Here is a 25,436-nt window from a genome sequence, read left to right on the forward strand (position 1 = left end):
TGGCCCGCCCGCCGGACCCGGCTGGCCCGTCCCACCTGGCGTGCGGTCAGCGGCGGTCCTCGGTCACCGAGCCGGCCCGGTAGCGCAGCAGGGCCGGGAAGCACGCCACCAGCAGCACCGCCAGCCCGGCCGAGAACAGCCCGCCGGCCACCCAGGCGACGCCACCACCGAACCCGGCGGCCATCGCCCCGGCCCGCAGGTCGCCCAGCCGTGGCCCGCCGGCCACCACCACCGTGTTGACCCCCTGGAGCCGGCCCCGCATCCGGTCCGGCGCGTAGACCAGCAGCATCGACTGCCGCAGCACCGCGCTGACCAGGTCCGCCGCCCCGGCCACCGCGAGCAGCAGCACCACCAGCCAGAGCTGGCGGGCCAGCCCGGCCGCCGCGATGGCCAGCCCCCAGCCGACCACCGCCACCACCAGGGCGAGCCCCTGCCGCCGCAGCCGGCCGATCCAACCGGAGGTCAGGCCGCCCAGCATCGCGCCGATCGCGATGGCGCTGTAGAGCCACCCCACCGCCGCCCCGCCGCCGAACCGTTCCTGCGCCACCTCGGGGAAGAGCGCCCGGGGCATGGCCAGGATCATCGCGATCAGGTCGATGGCGAACGAGGAGAGCAGCACCGGTGTGGTCGCCAGGTAGCGGAACCCGTCGAGGATGCCGGCCAGGCCACCCCGACGCGCCTCCCCCTCGGCCGGTGGGGCCGGGGGCATCGCGGGCAGCCGGACCGTCGCCACCACCAGCGCGGTGAACAGCAGCGCGTCGGCCGCGTAGGCGACGGGCAGCCCGGTGCCGGTGCCGAAGGTGGCGAAGACCAGGCCGGCGGCGAGCGGGCCGGCCACCGACGCGGCGGTGAAGGTGGTGTAGTTCAGGGTGGTGCCCGCCGGGACCAGCTCGGGCGGGAGCAGCCGGGGCAGGATCGCCGAGCGGGCCGGCGAGCTGATCGCGAACGCGACCGAGTGCACGGTCACCAACGCCAGCAGCAGCACCGGGCTGCCGAGGCCGGACAGCGCGTGCCCGAGCAGGCCGAGCATCGACACCCAGAGCAGCGCCGAGCCGACCAGCAGCACCCGCCGCCGGTCCCGGGCGTCGGCCACCGCCCCGCCCCAGAGGCCGAAGACCAGCAGCGGCAGGAACCCGGCCACCCCGAGCAGCCCGACCCAGAACGAGTCCCGGGTCAGCGCGTACATCTCCACCGGCACGGCGACCGCGGTGAACTGAAACCCGAACATCGCCACCGTGTTGCCGAGCCACATCCGGCGGTACGCGGGGACCCGCAGCGGCCGCAGGTCGATGGCCAGCCGCCGGGCCCGACCCGTACGGGCCGGTTTGACGGCGGTCACGGGGCCAGCCGCTCGACGGCCCAGCCGCCCCCCTCGACCCCACGGAACCGCAGCCGGTCGTGCAGCCGACCGGCCCGGCCCTGCCAGAACTCCACCGTCTGCGGCCGGACCCGGAACCCACCCCAGTGCGGGGGCGCCGGGACCGGCGTGCCGGCCGGGAAACGCTGCTCCGCCGCCCGGTACGCCTCCTCCAGCGCGGCCCGGTCCGGCACCACCTCGGACTGGGTGCTGGCCCAGGCGCCGAGCTGGGAGCCGCGCGGCCGGCTGGCGAAGTACGCCTCGGTCCCGGCCCGGTCGACGTGCTCCACCCGACCGGTCACCACCACCTGCCGCTGCATCGCGAACCAGGGGAAGACCAGACTGGCCCACGGGTTGGCGGCCAGCTCGACGCCCTTACGCGAGGAGTGGTTGGTGAAGAAGACGAACCCCTGCGGGTCGTACTCCTTGAGCAGCACGGTCCGGCCGCTGGGCCGGCCGGTGGCGTCGGCGGTGCCGAGGACCATCGCGTTGGGCTCGGGCAGCCCGACCGCGACCGCGTCGGCGAGCCAGCGGCCGAACTGGGTGGGCCAGTCGGCGGCCAGGTCCGGCTCGGAAAGGCCCCGGTCGGCGGCGTACTCGTTGCGCATCGCCGCCAGGGCGGGTGTGTCGCCCGTCACGTCGTTCTCCCTCTCGCCGGGCATCCGGCGTCTGGAGACGCTGGCCAGCCCACTGATCAGTCTCACGGAGAGCGCCCCGGCGTCCAGCGGCGGGGATGTCGCGTGCAGCACAGTCGCGGTGGGTCGCGCGCTTGGTTACTCACCAGGCAAGATGGCGAGAACACATCCCTGAGGGTCGCCTAAGGTACCGGGCCGGACCGAGCCCGTGGCGGGCGCACCGAGCCAGAAGCCAGGAGACGACATGGCCGACTTCAAACCGGGCCTCGAAGGCGTCGTGGCCTTCGAGACAGAGATCGCCGAGCCGGACCGCGAGGGTGGCGCGCTGCGCTACCGGGGCGTGGACATCGAGGATCTGATCGGTCAGGTCTCCTTCGGCAACGTCTGGGCGCTGCTGGTCGACGGGCGCTTCGGCCCCGGCCTGCCGCCCGCCGAGCCGTTCCCGGTGCCGGTGCACTCCGGCGACATCCGCGTCGACGTGCAGTCCGCGGTCGCGATGCTCGCCCCGTACTGGGGGCTCAGTCAGCTGCTGGACATCTCCGACTCCCAGGCCCGCGCCGACCTGGCCCGGGTCTCGGTCACCGCGCTCTCCTTCGTCGCCCAGTCCGCGCGTGGCCTGGGCCTGCCGGCGGTGCCGCAGAAGGAGATCGACAAGGCGGAGACGATCGTCGAGCGGTTCATGAAGCGCTGGCGGGGCGAGCCGGATCCCCGGCACGTCAAGGCCGTCGACGCGTACTTCATCTCGGCCGCCGAGCACGGCCTGAACGCCTCGACCTTCACCGCCCGGATCGTCGCCTCCACCGGGGCCGACGCGGCGGCCTGCATCTCGTCGGGCATCGGCGCGCTCTCCGGCCCGCTGCACGGTGGTGCCCCGTCGCGGGTGCTCACCATGCTGGAGGCCGTCGAGCGCAGCGGTGACGCCGAGGGGTACGTCAAGGGCGTCCTCGACCGGGGCGAGCGGCTGATGGGCTTCGGCCACCGCGTCTACCGGGCGGAGGACCCGCGCGCCCGGGTGCTCCGGCGCACCGCCCGGGAGCTGGGCGCACCGCGTTTCGAGGTGGCCGAGGCGCTGGAGAAGGCCGCCCTGGCCGAGCTCCAGGCCCGCCGCCCGGACCGCGTCCTCGCCACCAACGTCGAGTTCTGGTCGGCCGTGGTGCTCGACTTCGCCGAGGTGCCGGCGCACATGTTCACCTCGATGTTCACCTGCGCCCGGATGGGCGGCTGGTCGGCGCACATCCTGGAGCAGAAGAAGCTCCAGCGGCTGGTCCGCCCGTCGGCCCGGTACGTCGGCCCGGGCACCCGCAAGCCGCAGCAGGTCGAGGGCTGGGACGCCATCCCGCACGGCGTCTGATCCCGTTCGCACCGGGGGGGCGTCGACCGACCGGTCGACGCCCCCGCGCGTGTCACCCGGGTCCGGCCGGACGGACGACCCGGCGACGCGCGACCCGGCCGACCGCGACCACCGGCCGGCCGGTCGGCGACGGGTGGACGATCAGGAGCGGCCCGGCCGGCGACCGGCCGTTGATCACGCAGCGGTGTGGCCGACGCCTCAGGTCCGGGCCTGGGACCAGCCGGCATCCGGGCCACCGCAGGTGCGAGGATGAAGGCCGGCAGTGTCGCCGGACCGGGCACGGACCCGGCCACGTGGTGCGCCCCGCGCACCCGTCCGCCGGCAGTCCCGCGCCTGGTGAAGGGCCCGCCCTAGCCCCATGCGGAAGGATCGAGAAAACCGTGGCTGACGCACCGACCATCCGGATTCCCGACGACATCAAGCCCGCCGACGGGCGGTTCGGCTGCGGGCCGTCCAAGGTCCGTCCGGAGGCGGTGTCCGCACTCGCCGACGTGGCGACCAGCTACCTGGGCACCTCGCACCGGCAGCAGACCGTCCGCGCCGAGGTCGCCCGGCTGCGCAAGGGCATCGCCGAGTTCTTCTCCCTGCCCGAGGGCTACGAGGTGATCATCGGCAACGGTGGCGCCACCGCCTTCTGGGAGGTCGCCACCTTCGGTCTGGTCCGCGACCGGGCCCAGTTCGCCAGCTTCGGCGAGTTCGGCGCGAAGTTCGCCAAGTCGGTCAAGGACGCGCCGTTCCTCGGTGAGCCGACGGTCCGCAAGGCCGAGCCGGGCAGCGCCCCGGGCCTGCTGGCCGAGGCCGGGGTGGACGTCTACGCCACCCCGCACAACGAGACCTCCACCGGGGTCGCGGTGCCGATCAACCGGGTCGCCGACGCCGACCCGGGCTCGCTGCTGCTGGTCGACGCCACCTCCGGCGCGGGCGGCCTGGACGTCAACGTCGGCGAGACCGACGTCTACTACTTCGCCCCGCAGAAGTGCTTCGGCTCCGACGGCGGCCTCTGGCTGGCCCTGATGTCGCCGGCCGCGTTGGAGCGGGCCACCGAGATCAAGGGCTCCGGCCGTTACATCCCGGCCTTCCTCGACCTGGTCACCGCGATCGACAACTCGCGGCTGGAGCAGACCTACAACACCCCGGCGTTGGCGACCGTCTTCCTGGCCGCCGAGCAGACCGACTGGATGAACTCGCAGGGCGGCCTGAGCTGGGCGGCCAAGCGCACCGCCGAGAGCGCCGGGATCGTCTACGGCTGGGCCGAGCGGGCCGCGTTCGCCACCCCGTTCGTCACCGACCCGGCGCTGCGTTCCAACGTGGTCGCCACCATCGACTTCGCCGACGGGGTGGACGCCGCCGCGATCGCGAAGGTGCTGCGGGCCAACGGGATCGTCGACACCGAGCCCTACCGCAAGCTCGGTCGCAACCAGCTGCGGGTCGCGCTGTTCCCGGCGGTGGAGCCGGCCGACGTGGAGGCGCTCACCGCCGCCATCGACTACGTGGTCGAGCGGCTCTAGTCACACCCGTCACGGTGGGTGGTCGCAGCGGTCGCTGCGGCCACCCACGGTGATCATTGCCGCAGCTCAGTCGCGACATGCGCAAGTCGCATCCCCCACCTGTGGGCAGATGAGCGTACGGTGGTGCGAGGACGCCCGGGTGGCCGGCTCGTGGCGTGACGGCCAGCGAAGCGGGACGGAGGCTACGCCATGCGCCCAGTACGCTTCGTCGCCCTCTCCGAGGACGGCCAGGCGCTGGTGCTCGCCGACGAGGTCGGGCGCCTGCTCGCCCTCCCCATCGACGAACGCATCGCGACCGTGCTGCACGCCGAGCCCGGTGCGCCGCCGCTCACCGTGGTCCCCACCGGGGTCGACCCGACCCCGTCACTGTCCCCTCGGGACATCCAGGCCCGCATCCGTTCGGGCGAGTCCGCCGAGGACGTCGCCCGGATCGCCGGTGTGCCCGTCGACCGGGTGCTGCGCTACGCCGGCCCGGTGCTCCAGGAGCGGGCCATGCTCGCCCAGCACGCCCGGCGCACCCGGCTCAAGGGTGCCGAGAAGGCCACCCCGCTGGCCGAGGTGGTCAACGGTCGGCTGGCCCAGCACGGCATCGACACCGAGAAGATCTCCTGGGACGCGTTCCGGCGGGACGACGGCACCTGGCGGATCATCGCCACCTGGCCGTCCGGCAAGGCCACCGCGCAGGCCGTCTGGGATCTCGACAAGCTCCGGCAGAACGTCACCCCGCACGACGACATGGCGCAGTACCTGTGCGCCGAGCGTCCCACGCCGATCCTCGGCCAGGAGCCGGCACCGGAACGGGGCGGCCACGCGCTGCCCGGCCCGTCGCGGGGCGAGCCGAGTCGGGGCGGACACGGCCTGCCGGCCGCCAGCGAGCAGGCCCGTCCGGGCCGGGACCCGATCCGGGCCGGGCGGGACGCCCTGCTCGCGTCGCTGGACCGTCCGCTCGGCGGCACCTCGGGGCGGGGTCTCGACCCGCGTTCCCCGGCCGCGCTGGCCGGTTCCGACGCGCCCCGTCAGCGGGCCGTCGGCGGTGGTGCCGCCGCACTGCTCGGCGGTGGGCAGGGTTCCGCCTTCGACGACGACTCGGACGCGCCCAAGGAGGTCCCGGCCGTGCCGTCGCTTGCCGTGCTCCGGCCGCGCCGCACGGGCACGGCCGCGGCGGCCGCTGCGGGCGGCGAGTCGACGGACGCCTCGGGCAAGCCGCGTAAGCGCCTGCCCAGCTGGGACGACGTCCTGTTCGGCACCGGCCCGGCGGCCCGCGAGTCCTCCTGATCGCAGTGGGCCACTCTGGCATCGTGAGGCACTCGAGGTCCGCGCGTGTCAGGGTGGTCCCATGGAGTACACGAATCTGGGACGTACCGGTCTGTCGGTGAGCCGGCTCTGCCTCGGCACGATGAACTTCGGGCCGCAGACCTCCGAGCCGGACAGCTTCGCCATCATGGACCGGGCGCTCGAACACGGCATCAACTTCTTCGACACCGCCAACGTCTACGGCTGGCAGACCGGTGAGGGGATCACCGAGCAGATCATCGGTCGTTGGTTCGCCCAGGGCGGGGGCCGGCGGGACAAGGTCGTCCTGGCCACCAAGGTCTTCGGCAAAATGGGCGAGTGGCCCAACGACCAAGGCCTGAGCGCCCGGCACATCGTCCGGGCCTGTGAGGACTCGCTGCGCCGGCTCCAGACCGACGTGATCGACCTCTACCAGATGCACCACGTCTCCCGCAGCACCCCGTGGGAGGAGATCTGGCAGGCGATGGAGACCCTGGTCGCCCAGGGCAAGGTGATCTACGTCGGGTCGTCCAACTTCGCCGGTTGGCACATCGCCCAGGCGCAGGCCGCCGCCGGGAAGCGCAACTTCCTCGGCCTGGTCGCCGAGCAGTCCATCTACAACCTGCTCACCCGGCACGTCGAGCTGGAGGTGATCCCGGCCGCGCAGCACTACGGGCTGGGGGTCATCCCGTGGTCGCCGCTGCACGGGGGGCTGCTCTCCGGGGTGCTGCGCAAGATGGCCGAGGGCGGGGCCGCGCGGGGCACCGCCGGCCGGGCCGCCGACGGGCTCGCCGCGCACCGGCCGGCCATCGAGGCGTACGAGAAGTTCTGCGCCGAACGGGGTGACGACCCGGCCGACGTGGCGTTGGCCTGGTTGCTTTCCCGGCCCGGGGTGACCGCCCCGATCATCGGCCCGCGCACCGTCGCCCAGCTCGACAACACCCTGGGCGCGCTGACCGTGGAGATCGACGAGGCGACGGAGCAGCGGCTCGACGAGTTGTTCCCGCCGGTCGGCAACGGTGGTCCCGGCCCGGAGGCCTGGGCCTGGTGACCGGTCCCCCGACGGGGACCAAACAGCGGCATCCGAGCGCCTCGGACACCGCCACTGCACCCCCCTTCGCGTCGCCGTCACGGAACCGTCGCCCGCCGGGCCCGGCCCCGATCGTCATGATCAGCAGGGGGCGGGGCGGAGCGGCCAGGTGGCGAGGGGGGTGTGGTGGGGGCCGGGGCGGCTGTGCACCAGCACCAGCTCATCGGCCGGCCATCGCGGACCGAGGTGGGCGTCGAGGGCGAGCCGGTCGGCGTCCACCTCGGACGGGTCGAGCCGGTCACCGGGCCGCGCCACCGTCAGGTGTGGACGGAACGGCTTCCCGTCGTACGGCAGGCCGGCCCGGTCCAGCTCGGCCCGGATCAGCCCGGCCAGCGTCCGCAGCGCGGTCACCTCACCCCGCACGTCCACCCACAGCACGGTGGACCGGCCCTGCCCGAACAGGCCCCCGCCGCCCAGCCGTAACAGGGGTGGGTGCGTCCAGCCGGCGCGGGCGGCTTCGGCGGCCGCGCCGAGGGCACCTGCCACCTCGGGCAGCCGGCCGGGCTCGACCTCACCGAGGAAGGCCAGCGTGACGTGCAGGTGTGCCGGCTGCGCCAGGCGTACGTCGAGGCCGGCGGCACCGGCTGTGCCGACCCGCAGCCGGGACACCCGGGCGGTGAGGTCGGCGACGGCGGACGGTGGCGGGTGGACCGCGACGAAGAGTCTCACGCCCGCCGGTCACGGGGGCGGCGGTCGGCGGGTGTGGTCGGCAGCGTGAGCCCCGCCGCGGCCAGCACGCCCTCGACCCGGACCCGTTCGATCTCCCGGTCGACCCCGGTCAGCTCGGCCAGGTGCTCGGGGATCTCCAGTGCCCGGCAGGCGGCGCGGAGCCGGTCGTCGTACGCCTCGATGACCGAGCTGTGCCAGACCACCGAGCGACCGCCGGCGGCGAGCCGGTGCTGGCCCAGGCGGCGCAGGTCGGCGGCGAGGAGTTCGAGGGGGCGGCGGTCGGCCCGGTCCAGCTCGGTCAGGTCGATGTCGCGGGTGGCCGGGTCGGCGGCGAGGGCCCGGTCGAGGCGGGCGATGGTGCGGCGTTCCCGGCGGCGTTCCCGCCACTCGGCCCAGCCGCAGGCCACCCGGTCGGCGATCTCGTCGAGGCAGAAGAGCAGGGCGAAGGCCACCGGCAGGCAGGCCACGGCGAGGATAGCCAGTATCAGCGTCAGCGCGCTCCCGCCTGCCACACCTCGACGCTAGGGCCCGGCGGGGCCGCGCGCCACCGCTTTGTTGCTATCTGCACGCTCTGCGTGTCCGCCCCACCGCTCACCGCCCGCTGGGGGTGAGCAGGCGGGGGCGGGACACCACGTAGAAGCGGGGCATCGGCAGCACCCGGAAGCGCAGCCGGGCCCCGGAGCGCCGCAGTTGCCAGGTGAGCGCGAGCAGGGCGGTGGCCAGCGAGATGAGTCCACCCATCCAGATGCTCGCGCCGGCGCCGAAGGTCTCGGCGACCCAGCCGATGATCGGTGCGCCGACCGGGTTGGTGCCGAGGAACACCAGCACCCACAGCGCCATCACCCGGCCCCGGAAGGCCGCGTCGGTGCCGAGCTGCACCCGCTGGTTGGCCGCCTGGGCGAAGAAGACCATGAAGAAGCCGGTCGGCATGAGCAGGGTCACCACCAGCCAGTACGCCGGGGCGAGGCCGACCAGGGTGCCGAAGACCGCGCAGCCGACGGCCGCACCGAGCACCAGCCATACCGACGGGCGGCTGCGCCGTCCGGTGCCGGCGAGCGCCCCGACCAGCGCGCCGACCGCCAGCGCGGTGCTGAACAGGCCGAACGAGGCGGCCCCGGTGTGGAAGACCGTCTTGGCCAGTGCGGCGAGGGTGAGCTGGAAGTTGAACAGCGACATCCCGATCACCGACATGACCACCATGGGCAGCAGCAGGTCGGGGCGTTGCCGGACGTAGCGCAACCCGTCGATGATCTTTGCCGAGTCCCGTTCGCCGATCGGGAGCAGGTCCTTGCGGTACAGCTCGGCCGGGCGCATCCGGACCACGTTGGCCAACGGCGCGACGGAGCTGACGGCGGTGAACAGGAAGACCGGGCCGACGTCGAACGCGGCGATGGCCAGGCCGGCGACGGCGGGGCCGATGATCCGGGCCGAGTTGAACACCGCCGCGTTGAGGGAGAGCGCGTTGGGCAGCAGGGTGGTGCCGACGAGTTCGCTGACGAACGCCTGCCGGACCGGGGTCTCCACCGCGTTGGCGGTGCCGAGCAGGGCGGCGAACGCGAAGACGTGCCACAGCTCGACCAGGCCGGTGAGCACCAGCAGGCTCATCCCCAGCGCCAGCACCGTCCAGAAGGCGTTGGCGACGAAGAGCAGCATCCGCTTGTCGTAGCGGTCGGCGAGCCGGCCGGAGAGCAGGGTGAGCAGCAGCACCGGGGTGAACTGCAGGGCGGTCACCACGCCGAGCGCGGTGGCGGAGTTGTCCGAAAGCTCAAGGACGAGCCAGTCCTGGGCGATGAACATCATCCAGACGCCGATCAGTTTGACCAGCTGTCCGGTGGCGAAGAGTCGGTAGTTGCGGACTCGTAGGGACTGGAACATCGTGCTCAGCTTCGCCTGCACTCTTGGTGCGCCTCCTCGGGTCGCGTACGCGTCATCGACGGCGGACGGCGCGGACCCGGTGGGGCGTCAGGCGCGGGCGAGCTGCTGGAGGATCTCGGCGGCCCGCCGTAGCGTGTCGCGTTCGTCCTCCGCGAGCGCGGCCAGCCGGCTGGCAAGCCACTCGTCGCGGGCCCGCTCGAACTGGTCGAGCACGGCCCGGCCTGACTCGGTGGCCGCCAGGATGACCTGCCGGCCGTCGGTCGGGTGGGGGGTGCGCTGCACCAGGCCGCGCTCCTCCAGCTTCGCGACGATCTTGCTCATCGTCGGTGGCTGGACCCGTTCGACGTCGGCCAGCTCCCGGGGCGTCAGCGCGCCCGCCAGCCGGAGGCTGGTGAGCGCGGAGAGCTGGGTGACCGTCAGGTCGCCGACCGGGCGGGCCTGCCGGACCCGCCGGTTGAGTCGGGTGATCGCATCACGCAACTGGGGTGCCAGCTGCGCCGGTGGCACGCGGTTTGCCGTCACCGTCCGCTCCGTCACAGTCGTTAGCCTAACTAATGAGCCTGGCTAACGACATCCGATATGACCATGCTCACGAGGGGAATACCGCCGCTGCGGGCCGGGCAACCTGACGGGTCGCCCGGCCCGGAGACCGACGGGTGGCGCTACGCCAGCGCGGACTCGATCGGCCCGCGCAGGAAGTACAGCACGAACAGCACCGCCACCGCGTAGAGCAGCGGATGGATCTCCCGCGCCCTGCCCTTCGCCAGCTTGAGCAGCACGTAGCTGATGATGCCCGCCCCGATGCCGTTGGAGATCGAATAGGTGAAGGGCATCAGGGTGATGGTGAGGAACGCCGGGATGGCGATCTCGTAGTCGGTCCAGTCGATGGTCCGCACCGCGGTCATCATCAGGAAGCCGACCACCACCAGCGCCGTCGAGGCCGCCTCGAACGGGATCACCGTGGACAGCGGCGACAGGAACATCGCCAGCAGGAACAGCCCACCGGCGACCAGGTTGGCCACCCCGGTCCGGGCACCCTCCGCGACCCCCGAGGCACTCTCGATGTACGACGTGTTGCTGGAGACGCTCGCCGCGCCACCCGCCGCCGCGGCGATCGAGTCGACCAGCAGGATCTCCTTCGCCCGGGGCGGGGTGCCCTGCTCGTCGAGCATGTCCCCCTCCTGGCCGATCGCGACCATCGTGCCCATCGTGTCGAAGAAGTCCGTGATCAACAGGGTGAAGACGAACATCAGCGGGATCAACCAGCCGGCCCGGCTCCACGAGCCCAGCACGTTGAAGTTGCCCAGCAGCGACAGGTCGGGGATGTCCACGATCCGCTCGGGCAGCTTCGGCACGTTCAACGACCAGCCGTGCGGGTTGGGCTTGCCGTCGACGAAGGACGGCCCCACCTTGGCGACCGCCTCCACGATGATCGCCAGCGCGGTCGAGGCCAGGATGCCGATCAGGATCGCGCCGCGCACCCGCCGCACCACCAGCACCAGCGTCACCAGCAGGCCGACCACGAAGACCAGCATCGGCCAGCTGACGATCTTGCCGTTGATGCCGAGCCCCACCGGCACGGTGGTGTTCGCCGCGTCCGGCACCCGCCTGACGAAACCGGCGTCGACCAGCCCGATGATGGTCAGGAACAGCCCGATGCCCACCCCGATCGCGGTCTTGAGCTGCGTTGGGACCGAGCGGAACACCGCCGTACGCAGGCCGGTGAGCACGAGGATCGCGATGAGCACACCCTCGATCACCACCAGCCCCATCGCGTCCGCCCAGGTCATCTGCGGGGCGATCTCGAACGCGACGAGCGCGTTCACCCCCAGACCGGCGGCCAGCGCCATCGGGAACCGCCCGACGACCCCCATCAGGATCGTCATCAGGCCGGCCACCAGCGCGGTCGCCGCGGCCAGGGCGGGAATCGACAGCTTCTTGCCGTCACCGTCGGCGGCTCCGCCCAGGATCAGCGGGTTCAGCACCACGATGTACGCCATCGTGAAGAAGGTCGCCAGACCACCCCGTACCTCGCGGCTCATCGTCGAGCCACGGGCGGAGATCTCGAAAAAACGGTCGAAACCGTTCCGGGGGTGGGCGGGATCAGAAGGAATGCCGTTGTCCGGCGGCGCTATGGCCATCAGGTCCTCGCAGGTGATCTACCGTTGTCGCGCGCATCGTCCCAGATCAGCGGCGGGCCGGGAAGATGCTTCGCGGTACGCTTCTGCCCGTGCCGCAGGAGCAACCACCACGACCCGAGCCACTCGACCCGCCGATGGTCCCGTTCGCGGTGGCCGGGTTGATCGCCTGGGCGGTGGTGGGCCTGCTGATGCTGGTCTTCTTCCGTGGCTGGCTCACCGAACACGGCCACCAGGACTGGCTCTGGACCTGCCTGGCCGGGTTCCTGTGGGGCTTTCCCGGTCTGGCCACGATGATGCGGCACGACGCCCACCGTCGTCGCCGTCGGGCATCCGCCCGGCAGGACTGACCCGCCCCGCACACCGGGCGTCCGGGGCGTCACGCCCACGCCGAGCCCGCCTGCCGGCGGACCGGCCCCGCAGCCAGGACCGGCCGGACGGCTACACCGGCTCGGACTCCTCCGCCGGGTCGGATGCCCCGTCCACCGTCATCGACTCGACCGCGCTGTCGTCGTACACCGTCGGAAGCTCGTCGACCGCCGGCTCGGCGGTCTCCACCAGGGTCTCCGAGTGCGCGCCGCAACCGTGCTCGGCGCTGACCACCCGACCGTCGTCGGGGGCGTAGAAGTTGCCGCAGGCCCCGAACGCCTGCCGCAGCGCACCGGCCAGCGGCAGATAGAAGCCACAGGTGCCGCAGCGGGCCGAGGCGGGGGCAGCGGTGGAGATCGGGGCGGACGGGCCGTGGTCGCCGTCGTACCAGCGCTGGGCCGCCTCGGCCCGGCCCTCGCGGGACAGCACCCGGGGCCGGCCGAGACCCAACTCCCAGGAGGTTTCCTCGACCGCCGGGTCGTCGGAGAGCAGGTAGCCGGGGGCGAGCCGGTCGTCGTCCGACGGAGTGAGGAGCAGGTCACCCGGGCCGAGGTCACCCGGCTGGAGGCGTTCCTGCCACGGCAGCCAACCGGGCGCGAGCAACGCGTCCGAGCCGGGCAGCAGCACCGTCTCACAGACAGTGACCTGCCGGCTGCGGGGGACCCGGGTGACGGTCACCGCCCAGCGCCAACCCCGGTAACCACCGAGCAGGCATTCGAAATAATGGGTGACCACCCGGTCACCTTCGGCGACAGCCCGCAGGTGGTCGCCGATGTCGGCGGGCTCCACCTCGGTGATCGCGTCGCGGGCCACCTCGACGGCGGCGGCGCAGACCTGGTCGAGGCGGGCGGCACGAGCGGGAGCGGGCCTGGTCACCCGACCATTGTTCCCCATGCGCGGCACGCACCGACAGGCACTCCCCGAGTGAGTCTTCCCCCGTGGTGCGGCACACCTGGATCAGATGGGCGAGGATGGTGCACATGCCGCTGTTCTCCCGCTCCGGGCGGTCCGTACTGGGACGGACCGTCGGCACCGGCATCCGCGCCACCCGCCTGCTGCTGCGCGGCTCGGTCAACGGCGGACGCTGGATGACCCGACGGGCCGGTTCGGCCCGCGCGAAGGGTGCCGGCGGAGAGACCGGCATGGTCCGCCTCTTCGACCTGCACGCCGTCTCCTGTGCCGGGGACACGTTGATCGCCATCGGCCTGGCCGGGACCATCTTCTTCGACGTCCCGCTCGGTGAGGCACGCAGCAAGGTGGCGCTCTACCTGCTGGTCACGATGGTGCCGTTCGCGATGCTGGCACCCGTGGTCGGCCCCCTGCTCGACCACTTCCGGCACGGCCGGCGGTACGCGCTGGCCACCACCATGCTCGGCCGGGCCTTCCTGGCCTGGCTGATCTCGGACTACATCGGCAGCCTCGGGCTCTATCCCGCCGCGTTCGGGGTGCTGGCGCTGTCCCGGGCGTACGGGGTGGCCCGGTCCGCCGCCGTGCCCCGACTGCTGCCGGAGGGGCTCGGACTGTCCCAGGTGGGGGCGCGGGCCAGTGTCTACGGCACGGTGGCCGGGGCGTTGGTGGCCCCGCTGGGGTTGGCGGCGTTCTGGTTCGGGCCGCAGTGGCCACTCCGGGTCGCCTCGGTGATCTTCCTGGTCGGCATGGTGATCGCGTTGCGCTTGCCGCCCCGGGCGGACTCCGAGCCACCGGAGCGGGTGCCCCGACCACTGCGGGCGCTGCGCCGCAAGGGGGACCGCCCGTTGGGCCGGGGGCGGCCGGCGGGTCGACTGGTGATCGCCACCCTGATCGGCGCGGCGGGGGTCCGCGCGCTCTACGGTTTCCTGCTGCTCTTCCTGGCGTTCGCGCTCAAGAAGGGGGACCTGACCAACGACCTCTTCGGCCGCCGGCTCAGCGACCAGGCGGCGCTGGGCATCATCGGCGGGGCGCTGGCGATCGGCGGCTTCCTGGCCACCGCGGTCGGCACCCGGCTGCGGATCCACCGACCGGCGGCGATCCAGTCCAGCACGATGATCATCGTGGCCGGGGTGGGCATCCTGACCGTGCTGAAGTTCTCCCTGCCGATGGTGGCGCTGTTCTGCCTGGTCGCAGCCCTGTCCAGCGGCATCGCCAAGCTCGCCGTCGACGCCTCGATCCAGGAACGCATTCCCGAACGGTTGCGGGCCAGCTCCTTCGCCCACTCCGAGACCGCCCTGATGCTCGCCTTCGTCGCCGGTGGTGGGCTCGGCCTCGTCCCGTTCGAGGGCCGCATCGGCATCGCGGTCGCCGCCGGGGTGGGCGTCCTCGCCGCAGCGCGGGGAATCGTCGTCGCGGGCCGGCTGCGCGCCGAACGGCTGCTGGGCCGACCGTTGACCGACGAGGAGTTGGCCGCCCAGGACCGGGCCGACGCCACTGCCGCGCGGACGACCGACCCGGCCTCCGGGGTGACCGACCCGCCCGGTCCCGCCGCCGGCTCCACCGACGCCGCTGCCGGTCGTTCCGCCGGCACGCGGGTCGATATGGCCGCCGATCGCCCGGCCGACAGCGCCGACGACGAGGCGACCGAGGCGGCGGCCCGGGCCGCACCGACCTCACCGGCCCCGAGCGGGGCGGCCGGACGGCACGACGACGGGTTGGCCCCGCCGGGCTACCACATCTACCGGCCGTCCTCGGCAGTCCCGGGCAGCGGTGTCGACGACCAGCCACGGCAGTCGCCGGGGTCGGTGTCGTGACGGGTCTGCTGGTGTTGACCGCCGTACCGGCCGAGGCGGAGGCCGTCCGGGCCGGGCTGGCCGACCCGACGGTGACGGTCCGGGCGATCGGCGTGGGACCGGCCGTGGCCGGCGCCGCCACGGCCCGCCTGCTGGCTCTGGCCGAGGCTGCCGGTCGTCCGTACCGGGCGGTGGTCAGCGCGGGGATCGCCGGGGGCTTCGCCGGCCGGGCCCCGGTCGGCGCAACGGTGCTCGCCTCCCGCAGCGTCGCCGCGGACCTCGGGGCCGAGTCCCCGACCGGCTTCATCCCCGTCGACGAGCTGGGGATGCCCCCGGAACTGCTCGGTGGCGGCCCCACCATCGACACCGACCCGGCGCTGCTGGGCGCGCTACGCGCCGCCCTCCCGACGGCCGTCGTCGGGGCGGTGCTCACGGTCAGCACGGTCACCGGCACCGCCGCGAGCACCACCGCCCTGGCCGACCGGCACCCCGACGCGGTGGCCGAGGCCATGGAGGGGTACGCGGTGGCGGTCGCCGCCGCGCAGGCCGGCCTCCCCTTCGTCGAGCTGCGTACCGTCTCCAATCCGATCGGTCCCCGGGACCGCGACGGCTGGCGGATGCGCGAGGCGTTCACCGCCCTGACCCAGGCTGCCCGCGCGCTGTCCTGACAGATGCGGACGGGTGCTACGGCGGTCGGGGTGCCGGGCCGACCGGGCGTCGCAGGGACATGGCGAGCGGGCGACCGGCGGCCACCCGGAAACCGCAGGATGCCAGGAAAGAGCTGCTGAACTGGTCCTCGACCACCGTGTGGACCAGGCCGATGCCCATGTCCTCCATCCGCTGCGCCATGGCCGCCACCAGCCGGCCACCGATGCCGATCCGACGGTGCCCGGCCGCGACCAACACCCCGTCGAGCACCAGCTCGCGCGGCCAGTCCAGGTCGTCGCCGTAGATCAGCTGCGGATCACGCTCGTGGGCACGCAACTCCCCCAGCAGGGTGCCGTCGGGCAGTTCGGCCACGAACCGCCAGGCCGTCGAGGGCCGGCCGTCGCCGATCACCCAGCGGACCGTTGCGTCCCGACGGACCCGCTCCGCCGCCCGCCTCCGGTCCCGGTAACCCCGGTTCCGTTCATACGCCGCCGGCGGCAACCGCAGCGGCCACAGCGGGGGCGGCAGGTTGTACCAGTCCGCCCACCAGGCACCCGGCCAGTCCTTCGGCTCCCGCACCGGCCAGACGTCGAGGTGGGCCGGATAGCGCCGACCGGCGGTGTCCCGTAGGTCGTCGTGCGGCACCGGCGGCAGCGAACAGGTCACCCCGGCGGTCGGCGCCTGGACGGTCGACGTGGCGGTGATCGGGGGCGGGGGCGGGCCGTCGGTCGGGGGCGGGGCGTCCGTCGGGGGCGGGGCGTCGGTCGGCGCGGGAGGTGAGGTGGTGGGCGGTGAGGTGGTGGGCAGTGAGGTGGTGGGCAGTGAGATCGTCAGGGTGCCACCGACGGCCCGCACCAGTCGCTCGACCGTGTGGAACCGTGGATCGGCCGCACTGCCGGACTCGATCCGGGCGATGGTCGCCTGGGGCACCCCCGAACGCCGGGCCAGCTCCCGCTGGCTCAGGTCGGCCTCCCGGCGCAGCGCCCGCACCGTCCGGCCCAGATCGGCCGGCAGGGCCTCCTCCGTCGTCACACCACCATGCTCCCGGTGCTACGCCTCGGCTTCAACAACCTCATCTCCGACTGTGGACAACCCTGTGGAAAACCGGTGGAGCTGGGGACAAGGTAGCAAGCTCGCGTCCTTTAGAGCTGATGACGTCAGCGATTCACGGATTGGTCTATCCAGGCATACCGACCAAAAACGTCGGTGACGGATAGGTCTTGAAAGATAAATAAGTCTTGAAAGACGGATGGGTCTTGAGACCGGTGAGGGAGTCCCGGGCCGCTTCCGGCTCATGCCCCGGGTCGTCAGCCCGCCATGGTCTCGACACCGGTGTCCGGCCGGGTAGCGCGGCCCCGGGCATACCGAGAAAAGGTCAAACCACCACGCCTCGGCCAGGGTGGGGTACGCGTCACCTCCGCGCCCGGCGCTCCGCCCCACGCTGACCCCGCCACCACTCCGCCACACCCTCACCCCGCCACCGCCCTACCCCACGCTGACCCCGCCACCGCCCCGCCCCACGCTGACCCCGCTGCCGCTCGACCCCAGGCTGACCCCGCTGCCGCTCGGCCCGCGCTGACTCGATGGCGTCATCAGCTCGAAAGGGCGCACACGTAGTACTCGTCGCCCCGCCCCGCCCCGCCCCGCCCCGCCCGGGCCTGGTGGGATCACGAGCCGGACGCAGGTCCTCCCGAGCGGGTGAGACCCACCGGGCCAGAACGACCCGGCCAGAACGACCCGCCGGGCCAGAACGGGCCCGCCGCCCAGAACGCCCCGGCCAGAACAGCCCACCGGTCAGAACGGGCCCGCCGCACGGCCAGAACGGGCCCGCCGCACGGCCAGAACGGCCCGCCGGCCAGAACGGGCCCGCGCACGGCCAGAACGCCCCTCCGACCAGAACGGGCCCACCGGCCAGAACGGGCCGCCGGGGGCGGGCGGGGTGGGCGTCACATCGGGGGATGGCGGGGCGGATGCCGCAGCGGCGCTACCGTGGGGGCGTGGCGCTCTCCCTGGCGATCTCCCCCTGCCCCAACGACACCTTCGTCTTCGACGCGCTGGTGCACGGCCGGGTGCCGGGTGCGCCGCCGGTCGAGGTGACCTTCGCCGACGTCGACGTCACCAACACCGCCGCCGAACGGGGGGCCTTCGACCTGGTGAAGGTCAGCTACGCGGCGCTGCCCTGGCTGCTCGACGACTACCACCTGCTGCCCTGCGGCGGTGCGCTCGGCCGGGGCTGCGGCCCCCTCGTACTCACCCGTGGCACCGAAGCTCAGGACGCCACCACCGACGGCACCACCACCGCAGGCGGGGCCACCACCGATGCCAGCACGGCAACCGGGCCCGCCAGCACGGCAACCCGGCCGGCCAGCGCAGCCGGCGGGGCGGGGCGGGCGGACCGGGTCGACCTGAGCGGGGCCACGGTGGCGGTGCCGGGTGACCGGACCACCGCGTACCTGCTGTTCCGGCTCTGGTCGGCGGGACAGCCACCGGCCCGGATCGAGATCGTGCCGTTCCACGAGATCATGCCGGGCGTGGCAGCCGGCCGCTACGACGCCGGCCTGGTGATCCACGAGGCCCGGTTCACCTACCACCGGCACGGGTTGACCGCGCTGGTGGACCTGGGTGAGTGGTGGGAGGCCGACACCGGCCTACCCATCCCGCTCGGGGCGATCCTGGCCCGCAAGGGCACGGTCGACCCGGTGGCCGCCGCCGACTGGATCCGGGAGTCGGTACGCCAGGCGTGGGCCGACCCGTCGGCCAGCCGGGGGTACGTGCTCGCGCACGCGCAGGAGATGGAGCCCGACGTGGTGGACCGGCACATCGGCCTCTACGTCAACGAGTTCACCGCCGACCTGGGGGACGCGGGGTTCGCCGCCGTGGAGGCGCTGCTGGGCCGGGCTGCCGACGCCGGGCTGGTGCCTCAGACCTCCAACTCGCTGGCCACCGCGTGGACCAGCTGAGCGATCTTCTGCGCGGTCTTGCGGTCGGGGAAGCGGCCCCGGCGCAGGTCCGGCTGCACCTTCGCCTCCAGCACCTTGATCATGTCCTCGACCAGACCGTGCAACTCCTCGGCCGGCCGGCGGCGCAGCTCCGCCATGGACGGCGGGGCGTCCAGCAGCTTGACCCCCATCGCCTGGGCGCCACGCCGGCTGTCCACCACGCTGAAGTCGACCCGTTGACCGCCCTTGAGGTCGGTGACACCCGCCGGCAGCGCGCCCTTCGGCAGGAACACGTCGCCACCCTCGTCGCTGGTGACGAACCCGTATCCCTTGGCCGCGTCATACCACTTCACTCGACCCGTCGGCACCTTGGAAACCCCTGCTTCACTCGATACGACTACTGCTCCAAGGCTAGCCCGATGATCCGGTCGAGCGCCGCCGGGAATCCGGTGAGGTCGTCGAGGACCAGCTGCGCTCCGGCGGCCCGCAGGTCGTCCGCCGGGCACGGGCCGGTCGCCACCGCCACCCCCGGGATACCGGCCGCCCCGGCCGCCACCATGTCCGCCACATGGTCACCGACGTAGAGCGCGGCACCGTGCTCCCGCAACGACGTCGCCTTCTGCTCGGCGAACAGGTCCCCGGCCAACTCGTCGACCGCCAGCCCGAGGTGGTCCAGGTGCAGCCGGGCCAACCGGCCGATCTTGGAGGTGACGACCATCACCCGGCCGCCGTGTGCGTGCACCGCGTCGACCGCCTCCCGGGCGCCGGGCATCGGCACCGACGGGGCGATCGCGTACGCCGGGTACAGCTCCCGGTAGAGGACCACCGCCTCCTCGATCCGCTCGGTCGGGAACCAGTGGGCGAGTTCGGTGCGCAGCGGCGGACCGAGCCGGGAGACCGCCAGTTCGGCGTCGACCGGCACACCGGTGCGGGCGGTGAGCGCCCGGTAGGCGGCGGCGATGCCGGGGCGGGAGTCGATCAGGGTCATGTCGAGGTCGAAACCGACCATCAGCGCGGACATTCTGCGAAGGTACCCGGACAGGTCAGCCCGAGCCGGACGTCCGGGGGGCGCAATCGCCCGCCTGCGGGCTAGCGTGGAACGACGATGACCACCTCACTCGCCGACCAGTTGCGCGCGCTGCCCGACGAGGCGCTCGCCGCGCTGCTCCAGCTGCGCCCCGACCTCGTCGTACCGGTGCCGGCCGACGTCTCCGCGCTCGCCCTGCGGGCCGAGTCGCGGGTGTCGGTCGCCCGCGCGCTCGACGGGCTGGACCAGTTCACCCTCCAGATCCTCGACGCCGCCCGGCTCACCCGGCACCCCTCGGACGGCACCAGCTCCACCGAGGCGGTGCTCGCCATGGCCACCGCCGGGCCGCACCCACCCGCCCCGACCACCGTCCGCAGTGCGCTCGACCGGCTCCGCGCCCGGTTCCTGCTGTACGGCCCGGAGCAGGCGCTGCGGGTCGCCGGCAGCGTGGACGAGCTCGCCCCGTACCCGGCGGGGCTGGGGCGACCGGCCGACGAGCTGGACCCGCGGGCGGCGGCGCTGTGTGCGGACGCCGCGAAGCTGCGCCGGACGCTGCTCGCCGCGCCCCCGTCGGCGCGGGCGATCCTGGACCGGCTCGCCGCCGGCCCGCCCGTCGGCAGCGTGCCGCCGGGCTCACTCCAGGCCCCGGCGCTCGGCGCGGAGGCCGACCTGCCGCCCGACCCCACCAACGGCGGTGCCCCGACCGGGTCGCCGGTGCGTTGGCTGGTCGAGGCGCGGCTGCTGGTGGCGGTCTCCGCCGGGACGGTCGAGCTGCCCCGCGAGGTGGGGTTGCTGCTGCGCCGCGACACCGGCCCGCTCGGGCCGCTGCGGACCAGCCCACCCCCGGTCGACGCACCACCCCGCGAACCGAAGGCCGCCGACTCCGCCGGGGTCGGGCAGACCATGGAGGTGGTACGGCACACCGAGGCGCTGCTGGAGGAGCTGACCGGCGAGCCGGCCCCGGTGCTGCGCTCCGGCGGGGTCGGGGTCCGCGACCTGCGCCGGCTGGCCCGTGCGGTGGCCCTGGACGAGTCGACGACCGCGCTCCTGGTCGAGGTTGCGTACGCGGCCGGTCTCCTCGGTGAGCTGGACCTGCCCGCCGCCGCCAGCCGCTACGGCGGAGAGCAGCAGGTGCTGCCCACCGGGGCGTACGAGGTGTGGCGGGCGATGTCGCTGGCCCACCGCTGGGAGCAGTTGGCCCGGGGTTGGTTGACGATGAGCCGGCAGGCCGGCCTGGTGGGGCAGCGCGACGACCGGGACCGGCCGATCAGTGTGCTCTCCGCCGAGGCGGAACGGGCCGGTGCGCCGGCCGCCCGCCGGGCGGTGCTCGGGGTGCTGGCCGACCTGGAACCGGGTACCGCCCCCACCGTCGATGAGGTGCTGGCGCTGCTCGACTGGCGGGCACCCCGGCGCAGCAGGGGGCGGGAGGCCGCACACCGGGAGGTGCTGACCGAGGCGGCCCGGCTCGGGGTGACCGGCCTCGGTGCGCTCACCTCGTACGGGCGGCTGCTGCTCGCGAGCGTCACGGAGCCCGACGAGCGGGGCGGGGACGACCCGCTGGGGTTGCGCACCGACACCGAGAGCGGTGACCCCTCGGGCACGGTGCGGGCGTTGGACGCCCTGCTCCCCGCCCCGGTCGACCATTTCCTGGTGCAGGCCGACCTGAGCGTGGTGGTGCCCGGCCCACCGGACCCGACGTTGGCCGGTGAGCTGGAGGCGGTGACCGAGCCGGAGTCGGCGGGTGGGGCCAGCGTGCACCGGGTCACCACGGCCAGTGTCCGGCGGGCCCTTGACGCCGGTTACACCGCCGACGACCTGCACGAACTGTTCCGCCGCCGGTCGCGTACCCCGATCCCGCAGGGGTTGACCTACCTGGTGGACGACGTGGCCCGGCAGCACGGCGGGTTGCGGGTCGGCTCCGCCGGTGGGTACGTGCGCAGTGACGACGAGGCGCTGCTGGCGGAGGTGCTGGCCGACCGGCGGTTGACGCCGTTGGCGTTCCGCCGGCTGGCCCCGACGGTGCTGTGCACGTCCTACCAGGTGGGGCGGATGCTGACCGCACTGCGTGACGCCGGGTACGCCCCGGTGCCGGAGGACGCCAGCGGCACGATGGTGCTGGCCCGTCCCCGGGTCCGGCGGGCCCCGGCCCGGGTGCCGACCGGCCGGGCGGTGGACCCGCTGGCCACGCCCCGGTTGGCGCTGCCCCGGCTGCTCGGTGTGGTGGAGCAGATCCGGCGGGGTGAGGCGGCGGCGCGGGCGGCCCGGCGGGCCCCGGCGGTGGTCCGGGGTGGCGCGGGCCGGGCTGCGGCCGGTCCGCTACCCGCGCACGGTCACGCCGAGGCCCTGGCGGTGCTCCAGCAGGCGGTCCGGGACAAGGCGCTGGTCTGGGTCGGTTACGTCGACGCGCACGGGGCGACGCTGTCCCGGCTGCTGCGGCCGGTGTCGATCGGCGCGGGTTACCTGCGTGCCGAGGACGAGCGGACCGAGATGCTGCACACCTTCGCCCTGCACCGGATCACCGCGGCGGTGCGGGAGGACTGACCGGCACCCCGGCACCCTCGTCACCCGTGGCCGACGTGCGGCGCGACGGTCACTGCCGACGCTCAGCGGCGGCTGCGGCGTACGGTGCCGACGACGGAGACGATGAGCAGCAGGGCGAAGCCGGTGCCGGCGGCCTCACCGACCGAGTCGATGAAGCCCTGCCGTTGCACCAACCAGCCGAAGAGGAACCAGCCGACGACGGCGATCCCGGCGACGGCGTACCCGACCATGGTGGCCGTGGAGACCTCGTCGGTCGGTGTCACCCGGTCGCCGTTCGACGCGTCCTCGGCGATCATCTCGTGATCGACGGTCATCCCAGCCCTCCCACCCCGTCCGGCCCCTGACTTCCAGGGTGGCACCCGGTTGCCAGGACGGACAGGGGGAAATACCCCCGATCCGGCCCCTATGGACAACTACCGAGGTGCCGGAGGCGAGACGGGCTGCGGCGAGACGGGTCAGGGCCGGCGCGGCGGTGTTGCCGGGCAGGGGCGCAGGAGGTGCGGGTCAGGTGCCGGGGCGGCGGCCGACCAGGACCACCCGGGAGCCCACCTTGCCCAGCTCCCACCAGCGCACCGCGTCGGTGTGCAGCAGGTTGACGCAGCCGTGCGAACCGATGCCCGCGTTGTGCAGGTAGGTGGTGGTCTCGTGGAAGCCGATCCCGCCGTTGAAGCGCTGCCAGTAGGGCAGCCACACCTCGTACGGGTTGGACCACTCCTTGAGGTTGCGCAGGTTCACCTTGTAGGTGCCGGCGGGGGTGGCGTACCCGGCCATTCCGGTGCGGGTGACGGTGGGCTTGGCGACCACCTTGCCGTCGCGCATCACCCAGGTGGTCTGCCGGGTGAGGTCCACGCAGAAGGTGGTGCCGGAGCCGGCGGAGCAGCGCTTGACGTCGGTGGTGGCGAGTCGCTTCGCCACGTCGAGCGTCAACGGGCCGGCACGACCCTCGGCGGGGCGGATGTCGTACCGCTGCTGGAACTTCTTGATCGCGGCGCAGTCGGCGTCGGTCTGCCGACCGTCCACGGTGACCGTGCCGAACCCGCCCAGCCGGGCCAGGTACGTCTCCACCTCACGCTGGTGCTCGCCCAGCTGGCAGCGGGTCTGGTTGGACTTCTGCGGGACACGCGGGCGACGCCCGGTCGACGCCTTCGGGGTCTTGGTGGCGCGGACCTTCGGCTGCGGCTTCTCCCGGTGCCGGGGCTTCGTGTCGGACCCGGTCAGCTGGTCGGGCAGGGAGCCGGCGCCCGCCCCCGTTACCTGTTCCGCACTGCCGACCGGGGCGAGCCCTCCTCCAGTGCCACCCGGGTCGGCCTGCGGCACGGACGCACACCCACCCGCGCCGACCAGCATGACCATGGCCAGGGCGACGACCCGGGCTCTGTGGCGGACCTGCATCATGTGCCTCCCCGGATCGGTCGTCCCACTGGTAGACGTGTGTCCCCCGGGAAACGTTGCACCCATTGCGAAGATTTTCTGGCAGTCTCCCACCCCCGTGCAACACTGGATGGTCGACCTGCGGCGGGATCCGCCGCAGATCGGGGAATCCGGCCGAGGAGAGGGACCTGGCGTGAGCGGTGGACCACTGATCGTGCAGTCGGACAAGACCCTGCTGCTGGAGATCGACCACCCGGACGCGCAGTCCTGCCGGATGGCGATCGCGCCCTTCGCCGAGCTGGAACGTTCCCCGGAGCACGTGCACACCTACCGGCTCACCCCGCTGGGCCTGTGGAACGCCCGCGCCGCCGGCCACGACGCCGAGGCGGTGGTCGACGCGCTGCTGAAATACTCCCGCTATCCGGTGCCGCACGCCCTGCTGGTGGACGTGGCCGACACGATGGACCGGTACGGCCGGCTCCAGCTCGCCAACGACCCGGCGTACGGCCTGGTGCTGCGCGGGTTGGACCGGATGGTGCTGATCGAGGTCGCCAAGAGCAAGAAGCTCGCCGGGATGCTCGGTGACAAGATCGACGACGACACGATCCGGGTGCACCCGTCCGAGCGGGGTCGACTCAAGCAGGCGCTGCTCAAGCTGGGCTGGCCGGCGGAGGACCTGGCCGGGTACGTCGACGGTGAGGCGCACCAGATCGAGCTGGCCGAGGCCGGCAAGGACGGCGGCAAGCCGTGGACGCTGCGGTCGTACCAGCGGGAGGCGGTGGAGGCGTTCTGGGCCGGTGGTTCCGGGGTGGTGGTGCTGCCCTGCGGCGCGGGCAAGACCATGGTCGGCGCGGCGGCGATGGCCGAGGCGAAGGCGACCACGCTGATCCTGGTCACCAACACGGTCGCGGGCCGGCAGTGGAAGCGGGAGCTGATCGCCCGCACGTCGCTCACCGAGGAGGAGATCGGGGAGTACTCCGGCGAGCGCAAGGAGATCCGGCCGGTCACCATCGCCACGTACCAGGTGCTCACCTCGCGGCGCGGCGGCGCGTTCACCCACCTGGACCTGTTCGGCGCCCGCGACTGGGGTCTGGTCGTCTATGACGAGGTGCACCTGCTGCCCGCGCCGATCTTCCGGTTCACCGCGGACCTCCAGGCCCGCCGCCGGCTGGGCCTGACGGCCACCCTGGTCCGCGAGGACGGCCGGGAGGGTGACGTGTTCAGCCTGATCGGCCCCAAGCGGTACGACGCGCCGTGGAAGGACATCGAGTCGCAGGGCTGGATCGCCCCGGCCGAGTGCACCGAGGTCCGGGTCACCCTGACCGACGCGGAGCGGATGTCGTACGCGACGGCGGAGGCCGAGGAGCGTTACCGGATGGCGGCGACCGCCCGCACGAAGCTGCCGGTGGTCCGCGCCCTCGTGCAGCGGCACCCCGACGACCAGGTGTTGGTGATCGGGGCCTACATCGACCAGTTGCACCAGCTCGGGGAGTACCTGGACGCGCCGATCATCCAGGGTTCCACCACCAACAAGGAGCGGGAGCGGCTGTTCGACGCGTTCCGCTCCGGCGAGCTGCGGACCCTGGTCATCTCGAAGGTGGGCAACTTCTCCATCGACCTGCCGGAGGCGGCGGTGGCGATCCAGGTGTCCGGCACGTTCGGCTCCCGGCAGGAGGAGGCCCAGCGGTTGGGTCGGGTGCTCCGGCCGAAGGCCGACGGCCGGCAGGCGCACTTCTACACGGTGGTCTCCCGGGACACCATCGACACCGAGTACGCCGCCCACCGCCAGCGCTTCCTCGCCGAGCAGGGGTACGCGTACACCATCGTCGACGCCGACGACGTCCTCGGCCCGCCCCTGCCCACGGTCGACTGACCTGCGCGGTGGGGTGCCGGCAGCCGGTCGCGGCAGGCGTGCCCCACGCGCAGGGCGGCTGCGGCCGGGTC

The 25,436-nt window shown here is 73.3% G+C and carries 23 protein-coding genes; 10 read left to right on the plus strand and 13 right to left on the minus strand.

The window, feature by feature from the left end:
- Nucleotides 1–46: 46 nt before the first annotated feature.
- Nucleotides 47–1,339, minus strand: a complete 1,293-nt coding sequence (locus tag AB0K25_RS15275) for an MFS transporter (protein ID WP_357533163.1) — start codon at nucleotides 1,337–1,339, stop codon at nucleotides 47–49.
- Nucleotides 1,336–2,019 (minus strand): pyridoxamine 5'-phosphate oxidase, encoded by a 684-nt coding sequence (gene pdxH / locus AB0K25_RS15280; protein WP_363820738.1) that lies wholly within the window; start codon nucleotides 2,017–2,019, stop codon nucleotides 1,336–1,338. Before pdxH ends, AB0K25_RS15275 begins: the two co-directional genes overlap by 4 nt.
- A gap of 217 nt (nucleotides 2,020–2,236) precedes the next feature.
- Between pdxH and AB0K25_RS15285 the strand changes: the two genes are divergently transcribed.
- The 4 genes from AB0K25_RS15285 to AB0K25_RS15300 all read left to right on the plus strand — a co-directional run bounded on the left by AB0K25_RS15285 (nucleotide 2,237) and on the right by AB0K25_RS15300 (nucleotide 7,174).
- Nucleotides 2,237–3,343 carry a citrate synthase 2 gene (locus AB0K25_RS15285; protein WP_088643529.1) on the plus strand — a complete coding sequence of 369 codons (1,107 nt, stop codon included), beginning with the start codon at nucleotides 2,237–2,239 and terminating at the stop codon, nucleotides 3,341–3,343.
- A gap of 380 nt (nucleotides 3,344–3,723) precedes the next feature.
- Nucleotides 3,724–4,851, plus strand: a complete 1,128-nt coding sequence (serC, locus tag AB0K25_RS15290; protein WP_208565628.1) for a phosphoserine transaminase — start codon at nucleotides 3,724–3,726, stop codon at nucleotides 4,849–4,851.
- A 189-nt stretch (nucleotides 4,852–5,040) separates the two neighbouring features.
- Nucleotides 5,041–6,126, plus strand: a complete 1,086-nt coding sequence (gene sepH, locus AB0K25_RS15295) for a septation protein SepH (RefSeq protein ID WP_208565627.1) — start codon at nucleotides 5,041–5,043, stop codon at nucleotides 6,124–6,126.
- A 61-nt stretch (nucleotides 6,127–6,187) separates the two neighbouring features.
- A complete protein-coding gene (locus AB0K25_RS15300; protein ID WP_208565626.1) occupies nucleotides 6,188–7,174 on the plus strand; it encodes an aldo/keto reductase in 987 nt (328 codons plus the stop codon).
- A 120-nt stretch (nucleotides 7,175–7,294) separates the two neighbouring features.
- On the opposite strand, the gene thpR is transcribed toward AB0K25_RS15300, so the two are convergent.
- The 5 genes from thpR to AB0K25_RS15325 all read right to left on the minus strand — a co-directional run bounded on the left by thpR (nucleotide 7,295) and on the right by AB0K25_RS15325 (nucleotide 11,898).
- Entirely contained in the window at nucleotides 7,295–7,882 is a 588-nt protein-coding gene (gene thpR / locus AB0K25_RS15305; RefSeq protein ID WP_219466136.1) for an RNA 2',3'-cyclic phosphodiesterase, read from the minus strand.
- Nucleotides 7,879–8,394 carry a hypothetical protein gene (locus AB0K25_RS15310; RefSeq protein WP_219466130.1) on the minus strand — a complete coding sequence of 172 codons (516 nt, stop codon included), beginning with the start codon at nucleotides 8,392–8,394 and terminating at the stop codon, nucleotides 7,879–7,881. Before AB0K25_RS15310 ends, thpR begins: the two co-directional genes overlap by 4 nt.
- Nucleotides 8,395–8,473: 79 nt before the next feature.
- Nucleotides 8,474–9,778 carry an MFS transporter gene (locus AB0K25_RS15315; RefSeq protein ID WP_219466125.1) on the minus strand — a complete coding sequence of 435 codons (1,305 nt, stop codon included), beginning with the start codon at nucleotides 9,776–9,778 and terminating at the stop codon, nucleotides 8,474–8,476.
- Nucleotides 9,779–9,844: 66 nt separating this feature from the next.
- Complete coding sequence (locus tag AB0K25_RS15320) at nucleotides 9,845–10,294, minus strand: MarR family transcriptional regulator (RefSeq protein WP_208565622.1); 450 nt, start codon at nucleotides 10,292–10,294, stop codon at nucleotides 9,845–9,847.
- A gap of 125 nt (nucleotides 10,295–10,419) precedes the next feature.
- Nucleotides 10,420–11,898: an NCS2 family permease gene (locus AB0K25_RS15325; RefSeq protein WP_219466122.1), complete on the minus strand. Its 1,479-nt coding sequence runs from the start codon at nucleotides 11,896–11,898 to the stop codon at nucleotides 10,420–10,422.
- A gap of 89 nt (nucleotides 11,899–11,987) precedes the next feature.
- Between AB0K25_RS15325 and AB0K25_RS15330 the strand changes: the two genes are divergently transcribed.
- Entirely contained in the window at nucleotides 11,988–12,245 is a 258-nt protein-coding gene (locus tag AB0K25_RS15330; RefSeq protein ID WP_208565620.1) for a DUF2530 domain-containing protein, read from the plus strand.
- A gap of 91 nt (nucleotides 12,246–12,336) precedes the next feature.
- Here AB0K25_RS15330 and AB0K25_RS15335 read toward each other — a convergent pair whose 3' ends face one another.
- Nucleotides 12,337–13,158, minus strand: coding sequence for a DUF3027 domain-containing protein (locus tag AB0K25_RS15335; RefSeq protein ID WP_208565619.1), 822 nt, complete (start codon nucleotides 13,156–13,158; stop codon nucleotides 12,337–12,339).
- 86 nt (nucleotides 13,159–13,244) lie between these two features.
- On the opposite strand from AB0K25_RS15335, the gene AB0K25_RS15340 reads away from it, so the two are divergent.
- Both AB0K25_RS15340 and AB0K25_RS15345 read left to right on the plus strand, forming a co-directional pair.
- Nucleotides 13,245–14,987: an MFS transporter gene (locus AB0K25_RS15340; RefSeq protein WP_219466119.1), complete on the plus strand. Its 1,743-nt coding sequence runs from the start codon at nucleotides 13,245–13,247 to the stop codon at nucleotides 14,985–14,987.
- Complete coding sequence (locus AB0K25_RS15345; protein ID WP_219466116.1) at nucleotides 14,984–15,634, plus strand: futalosine hydrolase; 651 nt, start codon at nucleotides 14,984–14,986, stop codon at nucleotides 15,632–15,634. The genes AB0K25_RS15340 and AB0K25_RS15345 overlap by 4 nt, the downstream gene beginning before the upstream one ends.
- Nucleotides 15,635–15,650: 16 nt before the next feature.
- On the opposite strand, the gene AB0K25_RS15350 is transcribed toward AB0K25_RS15345, so the two are convergent.
- Nucleotides 15,651–16,646: a GNAT family N-acetyltransferase gene (locus AB0K25_RS15350; RefSeq protein WP_363820640.1), complete on the minus strand. Its 996-nt coding sequence runs from the start codon at nucleotides 16,644–16,646 to the stop codon at nucleotides 15,651–15,653.
- A gap of 965 nt (nucleotides 16,647–17,611) precedes the next feature.
- Between AB0K25_RS15350 and AB0K25_RS15355 the strand changes: the two genes are divergently transcribed.
- Nucleotides 17,612–18,574 (plus strand): 1,4-dihydroxy-6-naphthoate synthase, encoded by a 963-nt coding sequence (locus tag AB0K25_RS15355; RefSeq protein ID WP_363820643.1) that lies wholly within the window; start codon nucleotides 17,612–17,614, stop codon nucleotides 18,572–18,574.
- On the opposite strand, the gene AB0K25_RS15360 is transcribed toward AB0K25_RS15355, so the two are convergent.
- A complete protein-coding gene (locus AB0K25_RS15360) occupies nucleotides 18,535–18,921 on the minus strand; it encodes a cold shock domain-containing protein (protein WP_204925856.1) in 387 nt (128 codons plus the stop codon). The genes AB0K25_RS15355 and AB0K25_RS15360 overlap by 40 nt on opposite strands.
- A gap of 29 nt (nucleotides 18,922–18,950) precedes the next feature.
- The gene (locus tag AB0K25_RS15365) at nucleotides 18,951–19,574 is read right to left on the minus strand and encodes an HAD hydrolase-like protein (protein WP_219466109.1); all 624 of its coding nucleotides are present in this window, start codon (nucleotides 19,572–19,574) and stop codon (nucleotides 18,951–18,953) included.
- Nucleotides 19,575–19,658: 84 nt separating this feature from the next.
- Here AB0K25_RS15365 and AB0K25_RS15370 point away from each other — a divergent pair, with 84 nt between their 5' ends.
- Complete coding sequence (locus AB0K25_RS15370; RefSeq protein WP_363820646.1) at nucleotides 19,659–22,121, plus strand: helicase-associated domain-containing protein; 2,463 nt, start codon at nucleotides 19,659–19,661, stop codon at nucleotides 22,119–22,121.
- 62 nt (nucleotides 22,122–22,183) lie between these two features.
- Here AB0K25_RS15370 and AB0K25_RS15375 read toward each other — a convergent pair whose 3' ends face one another.
- Together AB0K25_RS15375 and AB0K25_RS15380 are read right to left on the minus strand one after the other, a co-directional pair.
- A complete protein-coding gene (locus AB0K25_RS15375) occupies nucleotides 22,184–22,435 on the minus strand; it encodes a hypothetical protein (RefSeq protein WP_208565612.1) in 252 nt (83 codons plus the stop codon).
- 190 nt (nucleotides 22,436–22,625) lie between these two features.
- On the minus strand, nucleotides 22,626–23,516 hold the full coding sequence (locus tag AB0K25_RS15380; RefSeq protein WP_363820649.1) for a L,D-transpeptidase family protein: 891 nt from the start codon (nucleotides 23,514–23,516) through the stop codon (nucleotides 22,626–22,628).
- A 169-nt stretch (nucleotides 23,517–23,685) separates the two neighbouring features.
- On the opposite strand from AB0K25_RS15380, the gene AB0K25_RS15385 reads away from it, so the two are divergent.
- The gene (locus tag AB0K25_RS15385; RefSeq protein WP_219466101.1) at nucleotides 23,686–25,365 is read left to right on the plus strand and encodes a DNA repair helicase XPB; all 1,680 of its coding nucleotides are present in this window, start codon (nucleotides 23,686–23,688) and stop codon (nucleotides 25,363–25,365) included.
- Nucleotides 25,366–25,436: the final 71 nt, after the last annotated feature.

Origin of the sequence: Micromonospora sp. NPDC049257 (assembly GCF_040678915.1) — a bacterium.
In the GTDB taxonomy this organism is placed as follows: domain Bacteria; phylum Actinomycetota; class Actinomycetes; order Mycobacteriales; family Micromonosporaceae; genus Micromonospora; species Micromonospora antibiotica.